The organism is Xaviernesmea rhizosphaerae (assembly GCF_001938945.1).
In the GTDB taxonomy this organism is placed as follows: Bacteria; Pseudomonadota; Alphaproteobacteria; order Rhizobiales; family Rhizobiaceae; genus Xaviernesmea; species Xaviernesmea rhizosphaerae.
This window is the reverse complement of record NZ_MKIO01000047.1, coordinates 132,205-152,465: the sequence shown is the minus strand read 5'-3', so window position 1 is coordinate 152,465 and position 20,261 is coordinate 132,205. Positions and strand designations below refer to the sequence as shown.

General features: G+C 65.0%; 15 protein-coding genes. 9 read left to right on the top strand and 6 right to left on the bottom strand.

Annotated elements, in window-relative coordinates; translation table 11 throughout:
* Positions 1–308: 308 nt before the first annotated feature.
* Positions 309–845 (bottom strand): DUF4142 domain-containing protein, encoded by a 537-nt coding sequence (locus BJF92_RS23950; RefSeq protein WP_078058361.1) that lies wholly within the window; start codon positions 843–845, stop codon positions 309–311.
* Positions 846–1,346: 501 nt separating this feature from the next.
* Positions 1,347–2,405, bottom strand: coding sequence for an AI-2E family transporter (locus BJF92_RS23945; RefSeq protein ID WP_075637267.1), 1,059 nt, complete (start codon positions 2,403–2,405; stop codon positions 1,347–1,349).
* Positions 2,406–2,892: 487 nt separating this feature from the next.
* Here BJF92_RS23945 and BJF92_RS23940 point away from each other — a divergent pair, with 487 nt between their 5' ends.
* From BJF92_RS23940 to BJF92_RS23905, 8 genes are all read left to right on the top strand, one after another.
* Positions 2,893–3,357 carry a helix-turn-helix domain-containing protein gene (locus BJF92_RS23940; protein ID WP_075637266.1) on the top strand — a complete coding sequence of 155 codons (465 nt, stop codon included), beginning with the start codon at positions 2,893–2,895 and terminating at the stop codon, positions 3,355–3,357.
* On the top strand, positions 3,357–5,252 hold the full coding sequence (locus tag BJF92_RS23935; protein ID WP_075637265.1) for a hypothetical protein: 1,896 nt from the start codon (positions 3,357–3,359) through the stop codon (positions 5,250–5,252). The genes BJF92_RS23940 and BJF92_RS23935 overlap by 1 nt, the downstream gene beginning before the upstream one ends.
* 30 nt (positions 5,253–5,282) lie before the next feature.
* The gene (locus tag BJF92_RS23930) at positions 5,283–5,495 is read left to right on the top strand and encodes a hypothetical protein (protein WP_075637264.1); all 213 of its coding nucleotides are present in this window, start codon (positions 5,283–5,285) and stop codon (positions 5,493–5,495) included.
* Between the two features lie 9 nt (positions 5,496–5,504).
* Positions 5,505–6,677: a YcaO-like family protein gene (locus tag BJF92_RS23925; RefSeq protein ID WP_075637263.1), complete on the top strand. Its 1,173-nt coding sequence runs from the start codon at positions 5,505–5,507 to the stop codon at positions 6,675–6,677.
* Positions 6,674–7,393 (top strand): TfuA-like protein, encoded by a 720-nt coding sequence (locus BJF92_RS23920; protein ID WP_075637262.1) that lies wholly within the window; start codon positions 6,674–6,676, stop codon positions 7,391–7,393. Before BJF92_RS23925 ends, BJF92_RS23920 begins: the two co-directional genes overlap by 4 nt.
* A 101-nt stretch (positions 7,394–7,494) precedes the next feature.
* Positions 7,495–7,740, top strand: coding sequence for a hypothetical protein (locus BJF92_RS23915; protein ID WP_075637261.1), 246 nt, complete (start codon positions 7,495–7,497; stop codon positions 7,738–7,740).
* 1,080 nt (positions 7,741–8,820) lie between these two features.
* The gene (gene mprF, locus BJF92_RS23910) at positions 8,821–11,433 is read left to right on the top strand and encodes a bifunctional lysylphosphatidylglycerol flippase/synthetase MprF (protein ID WP_075637260.1); all 2,613 of its coding nucleotides are present in this window, start codon (positions 8,821–8,823) and stop codon (positions 11,431–11,433) included.
* Entirely contained in the window at positions 11,430–12,818 is a 1,389-nt protein-coding gene (locus tag BJF92_RS23905) for an AcvB/VirJ family lysyl-phosphatidylglycerol hydrolase (protein WP_075637259.1), read from the top strand. Before mprF ends, BJF92_RS23905 begins: the two co-directional genes overlap by 4 nt.
* A gap of 69 nt (positions 12,819–12,887) precedes the next feature.
* Here the strand turns inward: BJF92_RS23905 and BJF92_RS23900 are convergent, their stop codons facing one another.
* Positions 12,888–13,487 (bottom strand): DUF922 domain-containing Zn-dependent protease, encoded by a 600-nt coding sequence (locus BJF92_RS23900; RefSeq protein WP_078058360.1) that lies wholly within the window; start codon positions 13,485–13,487, stop codon positions 12,888–12,890.
* Positions 13,488–13,761: 274 nt separating this feature from the next.
* Between BJF92_RS23900 and BJF92_RS23895 the strand changes: the two genes are divergently transcribed.
* Entirely contained in the window at positions 13,762–15,771 is a 2,010-nt protein-coding gene (locus BJF92_RS23895; protein ID WP_075637257.1) for a transporter substrate-binding protein, read from the top strand.
* Between the two features lie 167 nt (positions 15,772–15,938).
* On the opposite strand, the gene BJF92_RS23890 is transcribed toward BJF92_RS23895, so the two are convergent.
* The 3 genes from BJF92_RS23890 to BJF92_RS23880 form a co-directional block, all read right to left on the bottom strand.
* Positions 15,939–16,952, bottom strand: a complete 1,014-nt coding sequence (locus tag BJF92_RS23890) for an aldo/keto reductase (protein ID WP_075637256.1) — start codon at positions 16,950–16,952, stop codon at positions 15,939–15,941.
* Between the two features lie 77 nt (positions 16,953–17,029).
* Positions 17,030–19,558, bottom strand: a complete 2,529-nt coding sequence (locus BJF92_RS23885; RefSeq protein ID WP_075637255.1) for an MHYT domain-containing protein — start codon at positions 19,556–19,558, stop codon at positions 17,030–17,032.
* 299 nt (positions 19,559–19,857) lie between these two features.
* Positions 19,858–20,115, bottom strand: coding sequence for a hypothetical protein (locus BJF92_RS23880; protein WP_075637254.1), 258 nt, complete (start codon positions 20,113–20,115; stop codon positions 19,858–19,860).
* Between the last annotated feature and the right edge of the window lie 146 nt (positions 20,116–20,261).

Here is a 20,261-nt window from a genome sequence, read left to right as displayed (position 1 = left end):
TCTCGAAGAACATAACGAACCATCAAAGCCTCCTGTCAAACAAGGAGACCCTCGGCAACAAACCTTGCCCCAACCTGACGTCTGTCAACAGGCCTTAGACCATCGGACCGAAAAGCATATGCAGTTTGATGCCCTAGAATTTTGTTTTTGCATCGGATTCCTCCGAAAACCGGCTCCCACTTTTCGGTCCGATGCTCTAAAGGCGACGTCTTAAGCGTGTCCTTGGCATCTGGTCCGCACAGGAAAACGGCCGGCGTGCAGGCCGGCCGTTTGGCAAAACGGAAAGATGCTGCGCCGCCGGGCGGACCCTATTTTTTCTTAGCGAGCTGCATCACATGCTTGCGGTGCATTTCCAGCACAGGCAGCGTCTCGGCCGCGAAGCTCTTCAGCGCGGCGTCGTCGCCGTTCTTGGCATAGTGAGTGAAGAGAGCGACGGCTTCTTCATGTGCCTGCACCTGCATGTCGACATAAAGCATCTGGAACTGCGCTCCTTTGGCGCCCTGCAGCTGCTCGAGCATGGCGGCATGCTTCGGCGCAAGCGCCGGCGTCGGGTCGGCCGGCCGCTTCATGGCGGCGGCTTTCATCATCGCCTTGCCGGCCTTGGTGTGATCCTCGACCATCTGGCGGGCAAAGGTTTTCACATCGGCCGATTGGGCCCGCTCCAGGGCAAGACGGCTTGATTCGATTTCGAACTGGTTCGAACTGCCGGCCATCTTGGCAAATTCGGCCTTTTCCGTCGGCATGGCCGCCGGGGCTGCCTGCGCAGCGGGAGTGGCCTGGGCCATGGCAAAGGCAGGCGCAAGCGCCAGGGTTGCGCCCAGAAGGGCGGCGCGAATCATCGTCATATCGGTTTCCTCGATTGTTGCTGCTGGGAATGGTGTTGCGTCGGCACGAGGCGCACAAAGCCTCGAGCGGTCACTCCAAAGAGTGGCTCGTCCAAAGACTAATTTTGGCTAGGTTTTGCCGCCGCTCGGCAGACAGGGCGACCAGCTTCTCCCGCAAGGGCCGCTCCAGGAGCGCGCGGATCGGCAAGCGGACGGGGCAGAGCGCCGCCGGACCGCCGATGTGGCTTCGTTGTGAGAAAGGTCCAGCCTGATAAGGCAGGGCTTTGCGGCAGGACCAGCCGTCGTGGATGCGCAGGCGTTCCGCCCGCCTGCCAACGGCCGCGCGACAGGCAGGGCAATGGCAGCGACCGCGCGCGAATCGGCGCGACCGCAACCGCCGGCGGGACAGGGATCATCGTTCGTCTCCTCGTGAACGATGAGCCTAACCGTAAGGCTTCACGTGGGTTCCCAGACGCGGCGCGCTATTTTCCGGGCGGGGCGCGCTTCGGCCCCGCCTGGCCCTCAGGCGATCTCCGCCTCGTCGCGCCGCCGCTCCTCGCTGAAAATGCTCCAGGCGGCCACGAACAGGGCCGCAAACAGCGGGCCGATGACGAAGCCGTTCATGCCGAGCAGCGAAATGCCGCCAATGGTGGAGATCAGCACCATATAGTCGGGCAGCTTGGTTTCCTTGCCGACCAGCGGCGGCCGCAGGAGATTGTCGACGAGGCCGATGACGAACACGCCGACAAGGATGAGCACCACGGCCGGCACATAGGAGCCGACCAGGAGGAAATAGATCGCCACCGGCAGCCAGACGATCGCCGCGCCCACGGCCGGCAGCAGGGACAGCATCGTCATCAGGGCGCCCCAGAGAAAGGCCGGCTGAATGCCGAGCCCCCAGAAGGTGACGCCGCCGATGATGCCCTGCACCAGCGCGATGATCAGATTGCCGCGCACGGTGGCGCGCACCACGGAGGTGAACTTAGCGCCCAGCCGGCGCGAATGCGCGTCGCTCAGGGGCACCGCCCGGCGCAGCGTTCCCGTCAGCTCCCGCCCGTCGCGGAACAGGAAGAACAGGAGGTAGAGCATCACGCCGAACATGATGAAGAACTGCAGCGTGCTCTGGCCGAGAACCAGCGCCCGGCCGGCAAAGAAGCCGCCGCCCTGCATCAGTGTCGACGAAAAGCGCCGGCCGAGATCGGCGATCGCTCCCGAATCCAGCGCGGTCAGCCTTTCGCGCAGGAAATCCGGCAGCGCATTGCGCGCCTGCTCGAACAGCGCCTGCGGGTCGATCTCGCCGCTGGTCACGCGCTGATAGAGCTGATTGCCCTCCTGGACGATGGCGCTGAGGATCATCATGCCCGGCACGATGACCAGCACGACGCAGATGATGACGGAGATGGCGGCCGCAAGGCTCCTGCGCCCGCCTGTCCTGTCCTGGACCCATTCGTGCAGCGGGAAAAACACGATCGCGAAGACGACCGCCCAGAACACCGCGGAATAGAACGGCAGCAGGATGGCGACAAAGGCGATCGTCACCAGGGTCAGAAGAATATAGAAGCCTATACGCTGGACGGGCATGCGCATCTTTCCAAAGCTGTCGCCTTACGAGCGGAATGGCGAGGGGGCAGGCGGCCCCTGCCTGGAATACCGCTATAGGTCACTGATTTAGTTATTTATTCCAGTCTCTGGCCGAACACAGCCAGATGCTTGCGGCATCGGCATGATCGGCATCATGGCTCGCAGGAAGAGCATATGATCGATGCATAAGATGGCGTAAACGCCCGGTTTGGCAATGCATGGCTTTTGCGATGCGGCAAGAGCGGCTTCGCACCGATGGCCAACGCGCCACTGCATGTAAAGCCGATGGTTCCCGGCCTGCGAAACCCGCCGGGCGGCCCGGTCTACTCCCAGGCGGCGTTTCACCTCTACATATATTAAAAATTGTCTATTTTTGCCCTTGAGGCATCAACGCTTCCGCAGTTCTAGGGAGTATTGGCAAAGTCCTCCCGATTACTTGGAGTTGCTCTTTTCCAAAAAAGCGGCATTGTAGCCCTCATTCAGACTCATGACGCAGGAGAAAAAATTGAGCACGAATGCACCCAATGCCATCGATGTCTATGTCGGCAGCCGGCTGAAGGCTCGACGGGTGCTGCTTGGCATGAGCCAGACCGTTCTGGGCGAACGTCTCGGCATCACCTTCCAGCAGATTCAGAAGTATGAGAAGGGCGTCAACCGCATGGGCGCCAGCCGTCTTCAGGCGGCGGCCGAGATCCTCGGCGTTCCCGTGAGCTATTTCTTCGAAGAGAGCGAGCCGACCGGCCGCGGCGTGCCGGACTCCGAACTGGCCGCCGTCACCGATTTCCTCGGCACGCGCGAAGGCCTGGCGCTCAACCGCGCCTTCTCCTCGATCCGCGACGTCAATGTCCGCCGCGGGCTCGTCGCGCTGATGAAGTCGATCGCCGAAGCTGAAGGCGCCGTGGACGAAGCCCGTCCGGCAGCCGCGCAGGCCGATCGCGCCACGCTGCGCTAATGGCGTCGGCCCTTCTGCAGACCTTCGGCAGTCTGTCTCTGCGCGATGCGCAGGGACAGGGGCTGAAATTTCCGCAGAAGGGCCTTTTGCTGCTTGCCTATCTCGCGCTGAGCGGGCGCGGGCGGATCGGCCGTGACGAGGCCTCGGTGCTTCTCTGGTCGGATCTGGAGCGCAGCGTTCGCCACACGAACCTGCGCAAGACGATCAGCCGCATCCGCGAGGCCCAGGCCGCCGCCGGCTTGCCGGTGCTGAGCGTCTCGGACGAGGCGATCTGGCTGCCCCCCGAGACGACCCTCACCGTTGATGCCGCCCTCCTGGACACGGAGGATGCGCCGCTTCGCGACATGACCGAGCTCCTGCGGCGGCCCTTTCCCGGCGATGCCGAGGTGCCGTTCGGCGATTTTCACCGCTGGGTGCTGGCCCAGCAGCGCCACCATCTCCAGCGCCTGCGCACGCGGCTCTTGCGCGCGCAGGAATGCGGCGACGCGCCGGTTTCGGCCGTGCGGGAGGCCGCCTTCTTCCTTCTGGAGCGCGAGCCGCAGGACGAGGTCGTCAGGCGTTGCCTGTCCGGCCAGCCGAAGGCGCCGGAAACAGGCGTCGGGCCGTCCGAGCCCGTGACAGCGCTCCAGCCTGCGCCCCGCCGCACTCCCGGCCTCACCCAATTGGCCAGCCCCGCCGCAAGTGCCGTCGAGCCGATCTATACGCCGCTGTCCACGCTCAAGGCCGTCATCGCGCCGCCGCCCGTATCAGCTGCTCTGCCGCGCCTGGCGCTGCTGCCGCCGGTGCTCAAGCCGGGCGCGCACAAGAGCGTGGCCGGCACTGTCGGCGCGCTGATCGAGGACATCACCATCAGCCTGTGCGCGCTGCGCCATGTCGCGGTCGTGGCACCCTATACCGCCCAGCGCATCCAGCAAAGCAGCGAGAAGGTAGACGTTCTCGCCAAGCACAGCGTCTCCTATCTGGTCGATACCGCGCTGTCGGCCGAAGACCTGTTCGTGCAGATCATTTTCGTGCCGCTCGACCGCATCATCTGGGCGCAGCACTTCTCGATCGAAGGGCAGTGGGCGGCCCATCGCCGCACGATCGCCAGCGTGATCGCCGATTGCATCGCCGAGCAATTGCGCCAGCACGAGCAACCGCTTGCCGATTACGAGCGCCATCCGGAAGCCTATCACGCCTATCTCACCGGCCTTCAGCAGACCACACGGCTGACCTTGCAGGCGATCCGCTCCGCCCGGCGCGGCTTTCGCCAGGCGCTCTATCTCAATCCGGAATTTTCCCACGCCTATAGCGGCCTGGCGCGCACCTTCTCGCTGGAATGGATCCTGACCGCCCATGGCGACAAGACGCTTCTGGCCCGGGCGGAAGAAAATTCACGGCTGGCCATCGAGCGGCAGCCGGAGCTTGCCGTCGGCCACAAGGAGCTTGGCGTCGCCAAGCTTTATCTCGGCCAGATCGACGAAAGTTTGGAGGCTCTGGCCCGCGCCGAGGAATTGAGTCCGAACTACGCAGATGCTATCTATAGTTACGCCGATTCGCTGGTACACGCATCCCGTCCTGCGGAGGCGCTGGAGAAGCTCGAAAAGGCCATGCGGCTCAATCCGATGAGCCCCGACATGTATTACTGGAGCGCAGCAGGCGCCAGTTTCTTCGTCGGCCGCTACCAGGATGCGGTCGATTATATTGCGCGGATGGCGGAACAGGCCTCCGCGGATCGCTTGAGAGCGGCGAGCTTTGCGATGCTCGGCGACCTCAAGATGGCAAGGCGCTATCGGCGCAAGGATCGACAGGCAAATCCGCATTTCGATCTCGAGAAATGGCTGGCCGTCGTGCCCATCCGGGAACAATGGCAGAAGGATTTGTACCGAGATGCCCTGCACCGGGCGGGATACTGAAAGCAACCCTTAACAAAAGGAGACTTGAAAATGTCCAAGGCTGTCCTGATTGGCTTTCCCGGCGATGCCAAGCTTTATCTTGCCGACATCGAAGCCGGCACCGTGGTTCCCGTCGATGAAGCCCATGGTGGCCTCACCGGCATGGGCGAACTCGCCGCTGCCGATTCGGCCGTGGTGAAGGGCGTCAACCTCGCCGTTGCGGTCAACTCCGCCGACAGCGTTTTCGCCGGCGTGTTCGAATAATCGGCCGGCATGACGCTGGCTGCGTTTGCCCGTGAACGAAGCGCGGCCGACACCTTCGGCCGCGTGTTTCCCTATCTCAAGACCTTCGGCATCACCCGGATCGCCCGTCACACCGGTCTTGATCGCATCGGCATCCCCGTCTGGTGCGCCTATGCTCCCAATGCCAGATCGATCGTGGTTGCCCAGGGCAAGGGGGTGACCGACGAGGATGCCCGCATCTCCGCTGTGATGGAAGCGCTGGAGCGGGCCGTAGCCTGCGCGCCGGCAACCGCAACGGTGGAGGCGAGTCAGGCGGAGCTGGAGGCGGACGGCCATAAGGCGCTGTCGCTCGCCATCCTCCTGGCGGTGGGCAAGAGGCCGCTCGACCCCGCCGAGCGGATTCGCTGGTTTTGCGGAACCGACCTCACCACCGGCGAGCCTGTGCATGTGCCTGCCGATGCCGTGCTGCTCGACCGCACCATCGAAAACAATCGCTACTGGCAATCCTCCGACGGGCTGGCATCCGGCAACACGCTGGACGAAGCCGTCTTTCATGCGCTGATGGAGCGCATCGAGCGCGACGCCTATGCGCTGTTCCAGCTGATGCCGCAGGCCGCCCGGCTGGCCCGCTGCGTCGATCCGGCTCTTCTGGCGACACCGGAGTTGGAGGAGATGCGCGCCCGCATCGCCGATGCCGGCCTATGCCTGACGCTGTTCGACATCACCAGCGATCTGAAGATCCCCTGCTACACGGCCTATCTGGGGCCGCCGCCCGAAACCCTGTCGGCCCATGCCCGGTTCACCGATGTGACCTATGGCGCGGGCGCCCATCCGCTGGCGGCCCGCGCGGCGCTGCGCGCCGTCTCGGAGGCGGCGCAATCGCGCATGACCTTCATTTCCGGTGCGCGTGACGACCTGTTCGCCGAGACCTATCGCCGCCCGCTGCCCGACAGCACAAGGCGGGCGCTCGAAGCCCGGCCCGCCGGGACGCCCGCTTGCGAAACGCCGGCCTTTGCCGACAGGGCCGCGCTGCTTGCCCATCTTGCCGCCTGCCGCATCGGGCCCGTCGTCGCCGTTCCGCTCAGCGCGCCCCATCTGCCTTTCGCCGTCGCGAAGCTGATGGTGCCGGGCCTCGAACATCCCGAAGGCGCGCGCCGGCAGCGCCACGGGCTGCGCGCCCTCCAGGCGGCGATCCGCGCATGAAGCTCCTGTTCGTCGGCCCCACTTTGCCCGATGCGCCCCGGCTCGGCCTCAAGCTGGATCTGCGCGCGCCGGTGCTGCAGGGCGATGTCTACCGCGCGGTGGAAGAGGGCGCGAGCGTGATCGGGCTGATCGATGGCGGCTTTGAATATACTGCCCCCGTCTGGCACAAGGAGATCCTCTACGCCCTCTCGAAGGGGGTGCGCGTTCTCGGCGCCGCCAGCATGGGCGCGCTGCGCGCCGCCGAGTGTCACGGCTTCGGCATGATCGGCATTGGCGAGATCTTCCGCAGCTACCGCGACGGCCTGCTGATCGACGATGCCGACGTGGGCCAGAGCCATGCGCCCGCGGCGCTCGGCTGGACGGGCATCACCGAACCCCTGGTCAACGTCCGCGCCACGCTGGCCAATCCCGCGCTGGCGGCACTCCTGCCGGCGCAGACGCTGAAGGCCCTGGAGGCAAGCGGCGCGGCCCTGCATTTCAAGGACAGGACATGGCGGCGTCTTGTCATGAACGCGGCCCTGCCGCACGAGACCGACCGCACGCGCCTGCTCGATCTCCTTCTTGCCCATCGCATCGACCAGAAGCGCCGCGACGCGCTGGATCTCGTCAGCCTGGCCGAAGCCTTGCCCGACGCGCGCACTGCGCCGCCCTCGGACTGGCAGTTCCAACCCACCTCGCTTTGGCGGGAAATGATTGAGAGAACAACACCCGTATAGAGTTTATGATGAACCATCGGGGGATGTGTCACGGCTGCGTCACGCGCATCCTGTCACGACTGGGATAAGATGGGGGCAGACAGATCTCCACGGACGCTCCCATGACCTTTCTCTCCTCTCCGATTGTCAATCCGAATGACCGCGACGGTGACGTCGATGTCGATGAAGTGCGCGCGCTCGCGCGTATGCTGGCCTATGCCCATCAGGCCGCTTCCGATCTGAAGCTCGACGCGACGATGGCCTGCATCGAAATGGCCTTGGGCTCCGTGCTTCGCGATATGGAAGGCGACGTGGCGGGCCTTTCCGCGCAGACAACCGCGGCCGGCCGCAAGATGAAGGCGCACTGACCCACCCTTCGGACGACCCGATCCCGATCGCGAATCATCTGACCACATGGTGCCCGAAGGGCCTGCGTGCCCTTCGTTGCGCACCGCGTGAGACACAGCGGTTCAAGGGCATGCCGCTTTCGACGCCCGCACAGATCCTTCCGAAGACAGGGGTTGCGACAGCATTCCCCTGATCGGCCAGACCTGGCGGCTCACGGACTGGGATGGCGGGATGGCATGAAGCGATCCCGACCGCAATCAAGGCGCCTGCGATCATGGCGCCGATGTTTTCGCCTGACGGAGGAGCAGGCGAGAGATCAGCCCTTCTTGCTGCCTCACCTTTTGCGCCATGACATAAGCCCGGAGCTGCGATGGCATAGGGTTCGCTTTGTCCTGCCGACGCTTGGCCATCGCTGACGCCTGCAGGCGCAAGGGCGCTCCCTGAGAGAGGCATCGACAGGCGAGCAGGCACGGGCGGCGGGCATGGACGGGATGGACGGCCGCGAAAGAGCGAACCTGTCTTGACCCTGTGCTGCATACGGTTTCCCGACAATCCCGGCTCCCGCTCCTTGAAAAGACATAATCGGCGTCTTTGAGAGGCACGCCGAAGCACATCTCGCCCCCCGCTTCGCCCCCCTTCACCGGGAGCGAGCGCAGGTCCGCGTGACCGAAGGAGAACGAGAGCATCGGAGCGAAAAGAGGGAAGACGGCGATCCGATCGGAAAACAGAGAGCGCACAGAGGATCGGCGCGGCGGGGCAAGCCGGACGGGTGCCAAATCCGATCGGAAGCCAGGTCCAATTGGAAGCCAGGTCAAACTGGGCATCAGGGCCGGTCGGGCATAAGCAATTGTGCGGATAGCAGGAGCGCCGGTCTTTCATGCCGCATTGTTTTGTCGGGAACGCGCCCTGGGCTGCACGCATCGAAACGAAATGTTCAGAAGCATTATTGCAAATAAGCCGGCTCGACGCTGGCCGACTGTTTGCCTATTTCTGCCTGTCAAGACCCCGGGAATGATGAGCGCCGTCGTCATCTTGTCGGGGAAATGTGATGATAGAGACCCGACCACCCGCGCGTTTGACACGAAACCGTTCAGGACACCATGGCAGCCGAACCTGATCTCTCCACGCCCGAGCACGACGACGGCGCCTCCAGCTCCCGCATCGCGACATTGTTTGCCGAATATCGTGTCTATCTGACAGCGATCGCGGTCATCGCCATCTTCTCCTTCGTCACCATCGCCATTTCCCGGCTGACGGCGGAGGTGCGGTATGACGACGTAATGGACGCGCTGGCGGACACGACCTGGACGTCGATCCTGCTGGCGGTGCTGTTCACCGGCTTAAGCTTCGCGGCGCTGATCGGCTATGACCTGAACGCGATCGATTTCATCGGCCGGCGGCTGCGCACGCCCTCCGTGGCGATCACCGCCTTCATCGCCTATGCGATCGGCAATACCGCGGGCTTCGGGCCCTTGAGCGGTGGCGCCATCCGCTTCCGGGCCTATTCGCGGCTCGGGCTGACGCCGAGTGAGATCGCCCGCGTCATTGCCTTCGTCACCCTGTCCTTCGGTCTCGGCCTGCTCGCCGTCGCCGCGCTGTCCACGCTGATGGTCGCGCCGCGCTTGGAAACCGTGATCGGCTTGAGCTCGGAATGGCTTCGCGGCGTGGCCCTGCTCTTCGTGCTGGTCATGGCGGCGCTGGTGGTGCTCGGCGGCAATGGCCGCACCCTCTCCTTCGCCGGCCTGTCGCTGCGCCTGCCCGACAGCCGAACCTCCTCGCGCCAGTTCCTGGTTTCCGCCTTCGACATCGCCGCATCGGCCTCTGTGCTCTATGTGCTTCTGCCGGAGACCCATGTCGGCTGGCCGACCTTCTTCGCCATCTATGCCACGGCCGTGGGTCTTGGCGTGCTCAGCCATGTGCCCGCCGGCCTCGGCGTGTTCGAGGCGGTGATGGTGGCGGCGCTGGGCAATGCGATCAGCATGGAGCAGCTGCTCGGCGGGCTGGTGCTCTACCGCCTCGTCTATCACGTGCTGCCGCTGATCATCGCCATCATCCTCGTGGTCGTCACGGAGGTCAGGGCCTTTTCCGCCAAGCCCGTGGCCTCCGATCTCGGCCAGATCGCCGTCCGCCTCGCCCCGCCCTTGCTCTCGACCTTCGCGATGATGCTCGGGGCCATGCTGATCTTCTCGAGCGTGACGCCCACGCCTGACAGCGACCTCAATGTTCTGGCCCGGCTGTTGCCGCTGCCTCTGGTCGAAGCCGCGCATTTCATCTCCAGCATTCTCGGCCTGGTGCTGTTCGTCGCCTCGCGCGGCATCAACCAGCGGCTGGATGGCGGCTGGTGGATCGGCCTGCTGGCCGCGGTGACCGCCCTGGTGCTGGCGCCGATCAAGGCCATCGCCCTGTTCGAGGCCGCTCTGCTCGCCGTTTTCGTCGGCGCCATGATTCTCAACCGCAAGGCCTTCACGCGCAGGGCTTCGCTCTTCCGCCAGGGGCTGGGGCCGAACTGGCTGGCGGCCATGGGCGTGGTCGTGGTCAGCGCCGCCACCATCCTGTTCTTCGTCTATCGCGACACCGATTATAGCCACGACCTCTGGTGGGATTTCGAGTTCTCCGGCGAGGCGCCGCGCGGCCTGCGCGCCCTTCTCGGCCTCGTGCTGGCCTCGATCACGGTCACGGTCTTCAGCCTGATGCGCCCGGCGACGCTGCGGCCGCAGGCGCCGAGCCAGGCGGATATCGACAAGGCCGTCGATGTCGTGCGCGGCCAGGATTCGGCCGATGCCAATCTGGTGCGCATGGGCGACAAGCGGGTCATGTTCTCCGAAAGCGGCAAGGCCTTCATCATGTACGGGATCCAGGGCCGCTCCTGGATCGCGCTCACCGATCCGATCGGCGACGAGGCGGATTTCTCCGAGCTGGTCTGGCAGTTCGTCGAAAGTGCACGCGCAGCTGGCGGCCGCGCCGCCTTCTACCAGATTTCGCCGGCGCTCCTGTCCTCCTGCGCCGATGCGGGCCTGCGCGCCTTCAAGCTGGGCGAACTCGCCATCGTCGATCTCGACCGGTTCGAGCTCAAGGGCGGACGCCTTGCCGGCCTGCGCCAGGCGCTGAGCAAGGGTGTGCGCGAAGGCATGAGCTTCAGCCTGATCGCCCAGCCCGACGTCGCCGCCGTGCTGGACGACCTGCGCGCGGTCTCCGACAGCTGGCTTGCCCATCACGAGACGCGCGAGAAGAGCTTCTCGCTCGGCGCCTTCGATCCCGACTATATCTGCGCCCAGCCGGTCGCCGTTCTCTACAAGGACGGGAAGATCGTCGCCTTCGCCAATGTCATGGTGACCGACACCAAGCACGAGGCGACGGTGGATCTCATGCGCTTCTCGCCGGATGCGCCGCGTGGCGCGATGGATTTCCTCTTCGTCTCGATCATGGAGAAGATGAAGGCCGAGGGCTACAGGACCTTCAATCTGGGCATGGCGCCGATGTCGGGCATGTCGCGGCGCGATACGGCCCCGGTCTGGGACCGCGTCGGCAGCCTGCTGTTCGAGCACGGGGAGCGATTCTACAATTTCAAGGGCCTCAGGGCCTTCAAGTCCAAGTTCCATCCGCGATGGGAGCCGCGCTATCTGGCCGTGTCCAACGGCACAGGCGCCGCACTGGCCCTTCTGGATGCGACCTTGCTGATCAGCGGTGGCGTGAGAGGAGTCGTCGGTAAATGAAGCATCTATCCAGGGTGGCGCTGCTGGCGGCCACCCTCACGGCCGGCCTGCCTGCCCTTGCACAGGTGGCAATGGCGCAGGAAAAGCCGACCTACGATACCGGTTCGATCCCAGCCGATCACATCATGGTGCCCACGAAGGCCCTGACCGGCAACGTCGTTCTGATTTCCGATGCCAAGGGCTGGAGCGCCGAGGACGAGACGCGCGCAAAGGCGCTGGTGGACAAGGGCGTGGCCGTGATCGGCATCGACCTGCCCGTCTATCTCAAGGGCCTCAAGCCCGAAGAGGGCGACGAGTGCATCTATACGATTTCCGATATCGAATCGCTGGCGCACCAGATCCAGCGCGCGGCCAATTCGGACAGCTACCGCCCGCCGATCCTGGCCGGCATTGGCGAGGGCGGCGCCATGGCGCTGGCCATGATCGCGCAGAGCCCGGATGCCACGATCGGCGATGCCATCGCCGTCGATCCGCTCGACAGCATTCCGCTGACCACCCAGCTGTGCACCCCGGCCGACAAGACGCTGAAGGACGGGCGCATGACCTACGGGCTGACGGAGGGCGACCTGCCAGCGCCCGTCACCGTCATCTTCACGCCGCAGGCGCCGAAGCCGGGCCGAGACCATGTGGCCGCTCTGGTCAAGGACCATTCCGACATCGCCACGCGCGACACCACCGATCCCGCCAGCGATGCGCTGGACCAGGCGATCGCCGATCAGGTGGCTGCCGCCAATGCCAGCGAAGGCGACAATCCGCTCGGCCTGCCGCTGGCACTGCTGCCGGCCAAGCCCGCCTATGACACAATGGCAGTCTTCTATTCCGGCGATGGCGGCTGGCGCGACATCGACAAGGAAGTCGGCTCGGAGTTGCAGGATGCCGGCATTCCCGTGGTCGGCGTCGATGCGCTGCGCTATTTCTGGTCGAAGCGCACGCCGGAGGAAACCGCCGAGGATCTGGCCCGGATCATCGACACCTATCGGCGCCAGTGGAAGGTCAAGCATGTCCTTTTGATCGGCTATTCCTTCGGCGCCGACATCATCCCCGCGACCTATAATCTCCTGTCACAGCAGAACAAGGACCGTGTCAGCCAGATCACCCTGCTCGCTCTCTCGCGCGCTGTGGATTACGAGATCTCGGTCCAGGGCTGGCTCGGGGTGGACAGCAGCGATTCCGAAGGCGATTCGCTGAAGGACATCGCCAAGATCAACCCGAAGCTGATCCAGTGCATCTATGGCACGGAGGAGGACGATGATCCCTGCGTCAAGCTGAAGAGCACGGGCGTGGAAGCGATCGGCATCGAGGGCGGTCATCACTTCGACGAGGATTATGAGGCGCTGGCCGCGCAGGTCGTCGCCAGCCTGAAGAGGCGCCTCGGCCAGCCGTAAGCAGGGATGAAGCGAGAGGCCGAACCACGGCCTCCCGCTCTTTTTCCAGCCTACCGCTTCAGGGATCCATCAGGGCCCGTTCACCAAAGCGAGGATCAGCTGGTGGACCGCGCCACCCTCGCTCATCTCCACCCGGTCATAGGCGGCATTGCGGGCCGTGTTGCGGTCGGAAATCGCCTTCAGCCGCGCATTCAGCATCTGGCGGACCTGACGGCATCCGGGGTCGGGGGTCGCAGCGAGGCCGAAGCTGGCGGCCTCGATCTCCGCGACCATCTCCCGGATGAAGCGACCATGCTCAATCTCATGCCGGCGCACGCCGTCGCTGAAGCGCTTCCAGCTTTCCGCCATGGCCGGCGAAAGCGGGCCCGAGGGTTTCGGCAGGGTGTAGGTGATGACCAGGGAGGGAATGGCTCCGGCGAGCCGGCAGCCGCCTGCCTCCTCGCGATAGTCGCGTTTCCAGGTCAGCTTGAAACTTGTATGCGCGATCACGCGTTGCCCATGCCCGAGCACGGGGCCGCGGTCGCCGATCGAGGCATAGAGCTCGGCCCCGGTCGTGCCGGTAATGGCATAGGTCTTGACCACCTCGCGCTCCGCCGCCCTTGGCTGTGCAACGGGTACCAGCAGAGCGGGCATGGCCGACAGGATGAGGCAAAATCGCGACACCGTCATGAGAATTTTCATCCTGCTCAATTTCCACTATATCAGGCGATCGTTTCTTAAGGGAAATGAACCGAAACGATGCGCATATGAACTTGATTTGTCCGAGAAATCCGTCTTAAGCAACCGGGGACACCTTATAAACCGTATCCTCAACCACTGCGATCCCTCCCCTCGCCGATCTCTTTTCCCGCCTCCGGCAGAGAGCGAAATACGGGTTCGGTTTCACGAACACATGACTTTTCCCATCAGCCAAAGGCGCTCTCCCTTCTGAGGAAACCTGTGCATGTTCGGTCAGCGCATTGTCAAAGTCGGAGTGCTGCATTCGACGACCGGAACCATGGCGTGCAACGAAGCGCCTCTGGTCGACATGCTGCGCATCGAGATCGACAAAGCCAATGAAGCCGGGGGGCTTCTGGGCTGCCGGATCGTTCCCGTCATGCTGGATCCGGGCTCCGACTGGCTGCTTTATGGCCAGCATGCCCGCACGATGATCCGCGATCATGGCGTTGCGGCGATTTTCGGCTGCTGGACCTCGACCTCGCGCAAAGCGGTTCTGCCCGTCGTGGAGGAAGAGGACTGCCTGCTGTTCTATCCGCTCGATTACGAGGGCGAGGAGCAGTCGCCCAATATTTTCTATCTCGGCGGCACGCCGAACCAGAAGCTGTTTCCCGCGCTCGAATATTTTCTCTCGGCACCGGGAGGCGCGTTCAACCGCTTCTTCATGATCGGGATGGATGACAACTATCCCCGCGCCATCAACCGGATGATGCGCGCCTTTCTCGACGCCAAGGGACTGAGCACGGCGCAGATGCCGGAACGCTACGTTCCATTTTCACACCGCGACTGGCAGCAGGAGATCGAGGCCATCGCCGCCTTCCGCGAACGCGGCCGCGGCGTGATCGTCTCCACGATTCTCGGCGATGCCAATGCGCGCTTCTATTCGGCGCTGCAGGCGGCGAATTTCGACATGCAGGACCTGCCGGTTCTGGCCCTTTCCCTGAACGAACTCGATCTGACGACGCTGGGCTCGTCCGCCACGAGCGGACTTCATGCCTGCTGGAACTATTTCATGGCGCATCGCACGCCGGAAAACCGCGCCTTTCTCGAGGACTGGAACCGGGCGACGGGCGGTGGCAAGCGGGTCTATGACGCTATGGTCGCGACGCGGACGGGGTTTCGCATGTGGCTTCGGGCCGCCGCCGGCGCCGGAACCACGCGCACCGCCGCCGTGCGCCAATATATGCTCGGCCGGACCGAGCAGGGTCTCGATGGCGAGACCATCACCATGGGCATCAACCATCATGTCGACATGGGCATGTCGATCGGCCGGGCCAATGCCGCCGGCAGTTTCGACATCGTCTGGCAGAGCGTGCGGCCGCTGCGCGGCAATCCCTGGGCGGCCGAACACATCATTTCCGAAACCAAGGCTGTAACGGCGCAGCGGGAGCTGCTGGATGCGCTGCCGACGCCGCTGATCGTGATCGACGAAACCGGCCTCCTGCGTTACCGCAGCGCCAGCACCGACGATTACTTCGGCAAGGACATCGCACCCGACTATCTCGACGCCTTGCGGCAAGCGGCGGGAGACGCGGCGGCAGAAGGGCTCGATGGCGACACGCCGGTGGCGGAAATCGTGGTGCGGACGCCCTCAGGTGACCTGCACAATCTGACGGTCGCCAGCCGGCGCATCGTCTTTGCCGGCGTCCCGTCCCAGCTTCTGTCGCTGGCGGATGTCACCTACATCCGCCGGATCGAGGCGACGCTGCGGCTGATGAATGCCGATCTCGAACATCTGGCCACCACGGACGGGCTGACCGGGCTGTTCAACCGCCGCTACTTCATGGAGAAGCTCGCCGAGCACATCGCGCTTTGCCAGGCCGAGAACCGGCAGGCGGGCGTCCTGCTGATCGATCTCGACCACTTCAAGTCGATCAATGACGGTTTCGGCCATGCCGTGGGCGACACCGCCCTGGTCGAGACCGCCCACCGGCTGAGCCGCGAGCGTGGCGAGCAGGACCTCATCGCCCGGGTCGGCGGCGAGGAATTCGGCGTGATCCTTTCCGCCCGCACGAGCGAGGAGACCGAACAGGCCGCCGAGCGGCTGCGCGCCGCCGTCGCCGCGGTCAGGCTGCAGGCAGGCGGCGCGACCATCGCCTTGTCCTGCAGCGTTGGCATGACCATGTGCGGAATGGCCGGCGACAGTCCGGAAGCGGCGCTGCGCCGTGCCGACGATGCGCTCTATGCCGCCAAGCGCGATGGCCGCAACCGCGTGGTCTTCTCCCGCTCCGCCTGACGTCGCGCCACCCGAAGCGTGCCGCGACCCGGCGTTACCGCTTAGAGCACCAGACTGAAAATCGCAGGCAGTCCGATGCTCTAATTTTTTGTTTTTGCATCGGATTTTTCCGAAAACCGGTTCCCACTTTTCGGTCCGATGCTCTAAAAAGAACGGACTGGCAGGCGTCAGGCGGCCGTGAGCGCCGCCTCGATCTCGGCGAGATCACCTTCGGACAGAGCCCCGCCCTTCAGCGCGTCCAGGCTGTCATCGAGCTGGGCGACGGTGCGCGCGCCAATCAGCGCCGAGGTGACGCGCGGATCGCGCAGCACCCATTTCAACGCCAGATGCGCAAGAGGCAGACCAAGCCGGCTGGCGATCGGCGCGAGCGCGCGCACCTTGGCAAGCCGTGCCTCGTTGACCCCATCCGCCCCCATGGAGCCGCCACGGCTGCCGCGCGCGGCGCGCGAACCCTCGGGAATCCCGCCGAGATATTTGTTGGTCAGAATGCCCTGCTGCAGCGGCGAATAGACGATCGCGCCGGCGCCGCCCTCTTCGAGCACGTCGAGCAGACCATCTGTCTCGATCCAGCGGTCGAGCATGGAATAGTTCGGCTGGTGGATCAGGCAGGGCACGCCCAGCGTCTTCAGCGTCTCGATCGCCCGTTTGGCGTCCGCCGCGCGATAGTTGGAAATGCCGACATAGAGCGCCTTGCCCTGGCGCACGGCATCGGCCAGCGCGCCCATGCTTTCCTCGATCGGCGTCTCGGGGTCCGGACGGTGATGGTAGAAGATATCGACATAATCGACCCCAAGCCGCTTCAGGCTGGCATCGAGGCTTGCGAGCAGATATTTGCGCGAGCCCCATTCGCCATAGGGACCGGGCCACATCAGATAGCCGGCTTTGGACGAGACGACCAGTTCATCGCGATAGGGCTTGAAGTCGGTCGACAGGATGCGGCCGAACATTTCCTCGGCCGCGCCGGGCGGCGGGCCGTAATTGTTGGCGAGATCGATATGGGTGACGCCCCGGTCGAAGGCGCGCCGCAGAATGGCGCGGCCCTCCTCGAAGGCATCGAGCCCGCCGAAATTCTGCCAGAGACCCAGCGAGATGGCCGGCAGCTTCAGCCCCGACCGGCCGCAGCGCCGATAGGCCATGTCGTCATAACGGCCCGGGGCCGCGTGGTAGAACGTCTCGCTCATGGTCTCTCCTCCTGGAATTCTGCCGACAGCCATGCCGTGGCCGGCAGCGGCGGTCAAGTCGGGCATTTCAGGTGGGATCAGGCCGCGGCGTGCGGCGCGGACTGGCCGGGCGCCGGCAGCAGGCCGGCAATGGCGCGGGCCAGGTCGGCCTGCAGGAAGGGCTTGCCCAGCCGGGCCATGGAGGGCATGAGCGCCGGAAGGTCGCCATAACCCGTGGCGATCAGGATCGGCAGATCCGGCCGCGCGGCCCGTGCGGCAGAGGCCAGCTCCAGCCCCGTCATGCCGGGCATGGACTGGTCGGTCACCAGCAGGTCGATCTCCGGCGTGCGGGCCAGGATGTCCAGCGCCTCCCGCCCGCGATGGGCCACGAGAACATGATGGCCGAGATCCTCCAGAATCGCCTCCGTGTTCATCAGCACCAGCGCATCGTCATCCACGGCAAGAATGGTGAGCGGGCGCACCGGCGCATCGCCGGCCGGGGCGGTCGGCCCTTGCGCAGACAGCGGTCCGGAAGGCAGAGTGACGACGGGCACAGCCGGGGCCCCCTCCTCTTCAGCCGGCTGGCCGGGTGCATCGCTGACGGCGCTGGGTCGGATCGAGTCGCCCTGCGGTGCGGCCGGCAACGTCTTCGCCTGACCCTGCGCGCCCTGCTGGGCAGCTTCCTGCGCGCCGTCCAGCGCCACGGGCAGCCAGATCTCGGCCGTGGTTCCCTCGCCCTTGCGGCTCTTCAACACCAGTTTGCCCCCGGACTGCTCGGCAAAGCCATGGACCATGGACAGGCCGAGGCCGGTGCCCTTGCCGACTTCCTTGGTGGTGAAGAAGGGTTCGCACACGCGCGACAGCGTTTCCGCGTCCATTCCCTCGCCCTCGTCGCGCAGGCCGAGGCAGACATAACGCCCCTCGGGAAGCCCTGCCGGCAGGGAAGGATCGCCGGAGGCCACGGCACGGGCGGTCAGCACGATTTCGCCTTCGGCTCCGCTGGCATCGCGGGCATTGACGGCCAGGTTGAGCAGCGCCAGTTCGAGCTGCGGCCCGTCCACCTCCACCAGCGGCAGATCGGCCGGCAGATCGCGGCGCAGGCGCATGCGGTCCCCGAGCGAGGTGAGGATCAGGTCCTCCATGCCATCAATCAGCGCCGGCAGAGATACGGCCTCCGGCCTCAGACTCTGCCGCCTGGCGAAGGCCAGCATGCGCTGCGTCAGCGCCGCGCCGCGCCGGGCGCCATTCATGGCATGGTCCAGCAGCCGCTCGCTCTGCGGATCGCCGCCGATCCGCCGGCGCAGAAGCTCCAGATTGCCGGTGACGACCGCCAGCAGGTTGTTGAAATCATGGGCGATGCCGCCGGTCAGCTGGCCGATCGCCTCCATCTTCTGCGCCTGGCGCAGGGCCTCCTCGACCCGCTTGCGGGCGGTGACATCGATCAGGCCGCCCACGGCCCAGACGAACCGGCCGGCGCTGTCGCGATGAACGCGGGAGGTGGAGACCACATCCAGCACCTGGCCATCGCGGGTGATGAAGGCATAGTCGCGATTGGCCAGACTGCCGCTGTCGAGCAGCCGCGGCCAGTCCTCCTGAACCCGGCGCCGGGCCGATTCCCCGGTCATGAAACGCGTCAGCGGCTGGCCGATCACGGCATCGCGCCCATGTCCCAGAAGCTCCAGCCAGGCATCGCTGACCTCCTCGATCCGCCCTTGCGCATCCAGCGCATGCAGCGGCAGCGGCGTGGCCCGGTAAAACAGCCGGAACTGCGCCTCGCTCGCCCGCAGCGCCTCGGCATCGCGCGCTGCCTTGACGGCGACGCGGCGATCGACCATGGCGGCGATCATCGCCGCGAAGAGAATGACGAAGGTGACCGCCGTGACCCCGAGCGCAAGCGGGCTGTGATCGACACCCATGGTCGGCGCATGGCCGGCATTGACGCCGGCATGGAAATCCGCCGCCCTCATGCCGGCAAAATGCATGCCCGCGATCGCGATGCCGAGGATGACGCCGGCGGCCAGCCGCGTCAGATCATGGCGCATCAGATCGCCCACGCTTTGCGACGGGGCGTCGGCACGCCGGGCTCCTTGCGTTGCGCCAGGCCCAGCCATCGCCAGATGAACCGGCGCATGCCGGCCGCCAAAGGCAAGGGCCAGCGCCGCAAAAGCGGCGGCGATGGCAATCAGAATCGAGATGACCACCCATGCACCATCATAATGCACCGTCATCGGCAGGCTCATGGCAGCCATGCCGGTATAATGCATGGCGGAAATGCCGAGGCCCATGGCCAGGCTGCCAAGCGGAAGGGCCAGCGGGCCGCGCCTTGGCCGGTTCATCAGGAAGAAAGCGGAGCCCGTGGCGATGATCGCGAGCGCCAGCGACAGGCCTGTCAGCCAGGGATCGTAGCGCGCCTCCATGCCGGGCATGGACAAGGCAAGCATGGCGACGAAATGCATGGCCCAGATGCCGCCGCCCATGGCCAGCGAGGCCGCCCCCAGCCAGAGCAGGCCAGCCGTGCGACTGGCGGCGGCCGGAACGCGGGCAACCAGATCGAGCGCCGTCAGGGATGCCGCGATTGCCATCAGCAAGGACAGGCCGACCAGAAAAAAATTATAGCTTCCCGCCACCCGGTCTCCGTTTCCCGGCGAAGATCATAGCCGTGTCGTCTGCCAGATCGCATGCCGGCACTGTTGCAGCCCGGGCAGAGGCCGGCTGCATCAAGCCATACAGCAAGTCATGCGCAGTTTTTACAGGGGCATGGTGACGCCCTGCGGTAACACGCGCAGATCCTACCGCATGCCCGGTATAGCATCACATAGGCTGGGGCCGCATTTCGAGAAGCCGCTATTTTTCAGGCGTTGCGAAAATAGCCTGCGGGTGAGAGCTGTCAGGCGAATCTCTTGCGCAACGCTCCCGCAGAAAGGCCTCAACCGCCTTCGAATCCGCGCATCCAAGGATTGTTCAGCCCTTCGAGGCGTTCTGCCAGAGCGCTGGGTTTGCGGCGGATGACGATCTCGTAATCGCCCGCCGGCATGCCATCGACGCGCACATCCGGCACGGCGATGGCAACCGGCGCATCGGTGTCCTCAGCAAGATGCAGGCGCGCGGCCTCGTCCACCAGGCGATCGACACAGGCGGCGACCTCGGCCGGGAGAAGCTGGGGCGCGTGGCGGTTGCGCGACATGATCTGCTCTGCTCCTGTCGTGACGGCCTTGTCGTCACCTTGTCTTATGCGTGTTGGCTTATGTCGTGACACTGTCTTGGTGCCATGATCATCTTGGAAAGACCGTGCGTGTACACATCGCGGCACCTGACTGCGCGCTGACCGAC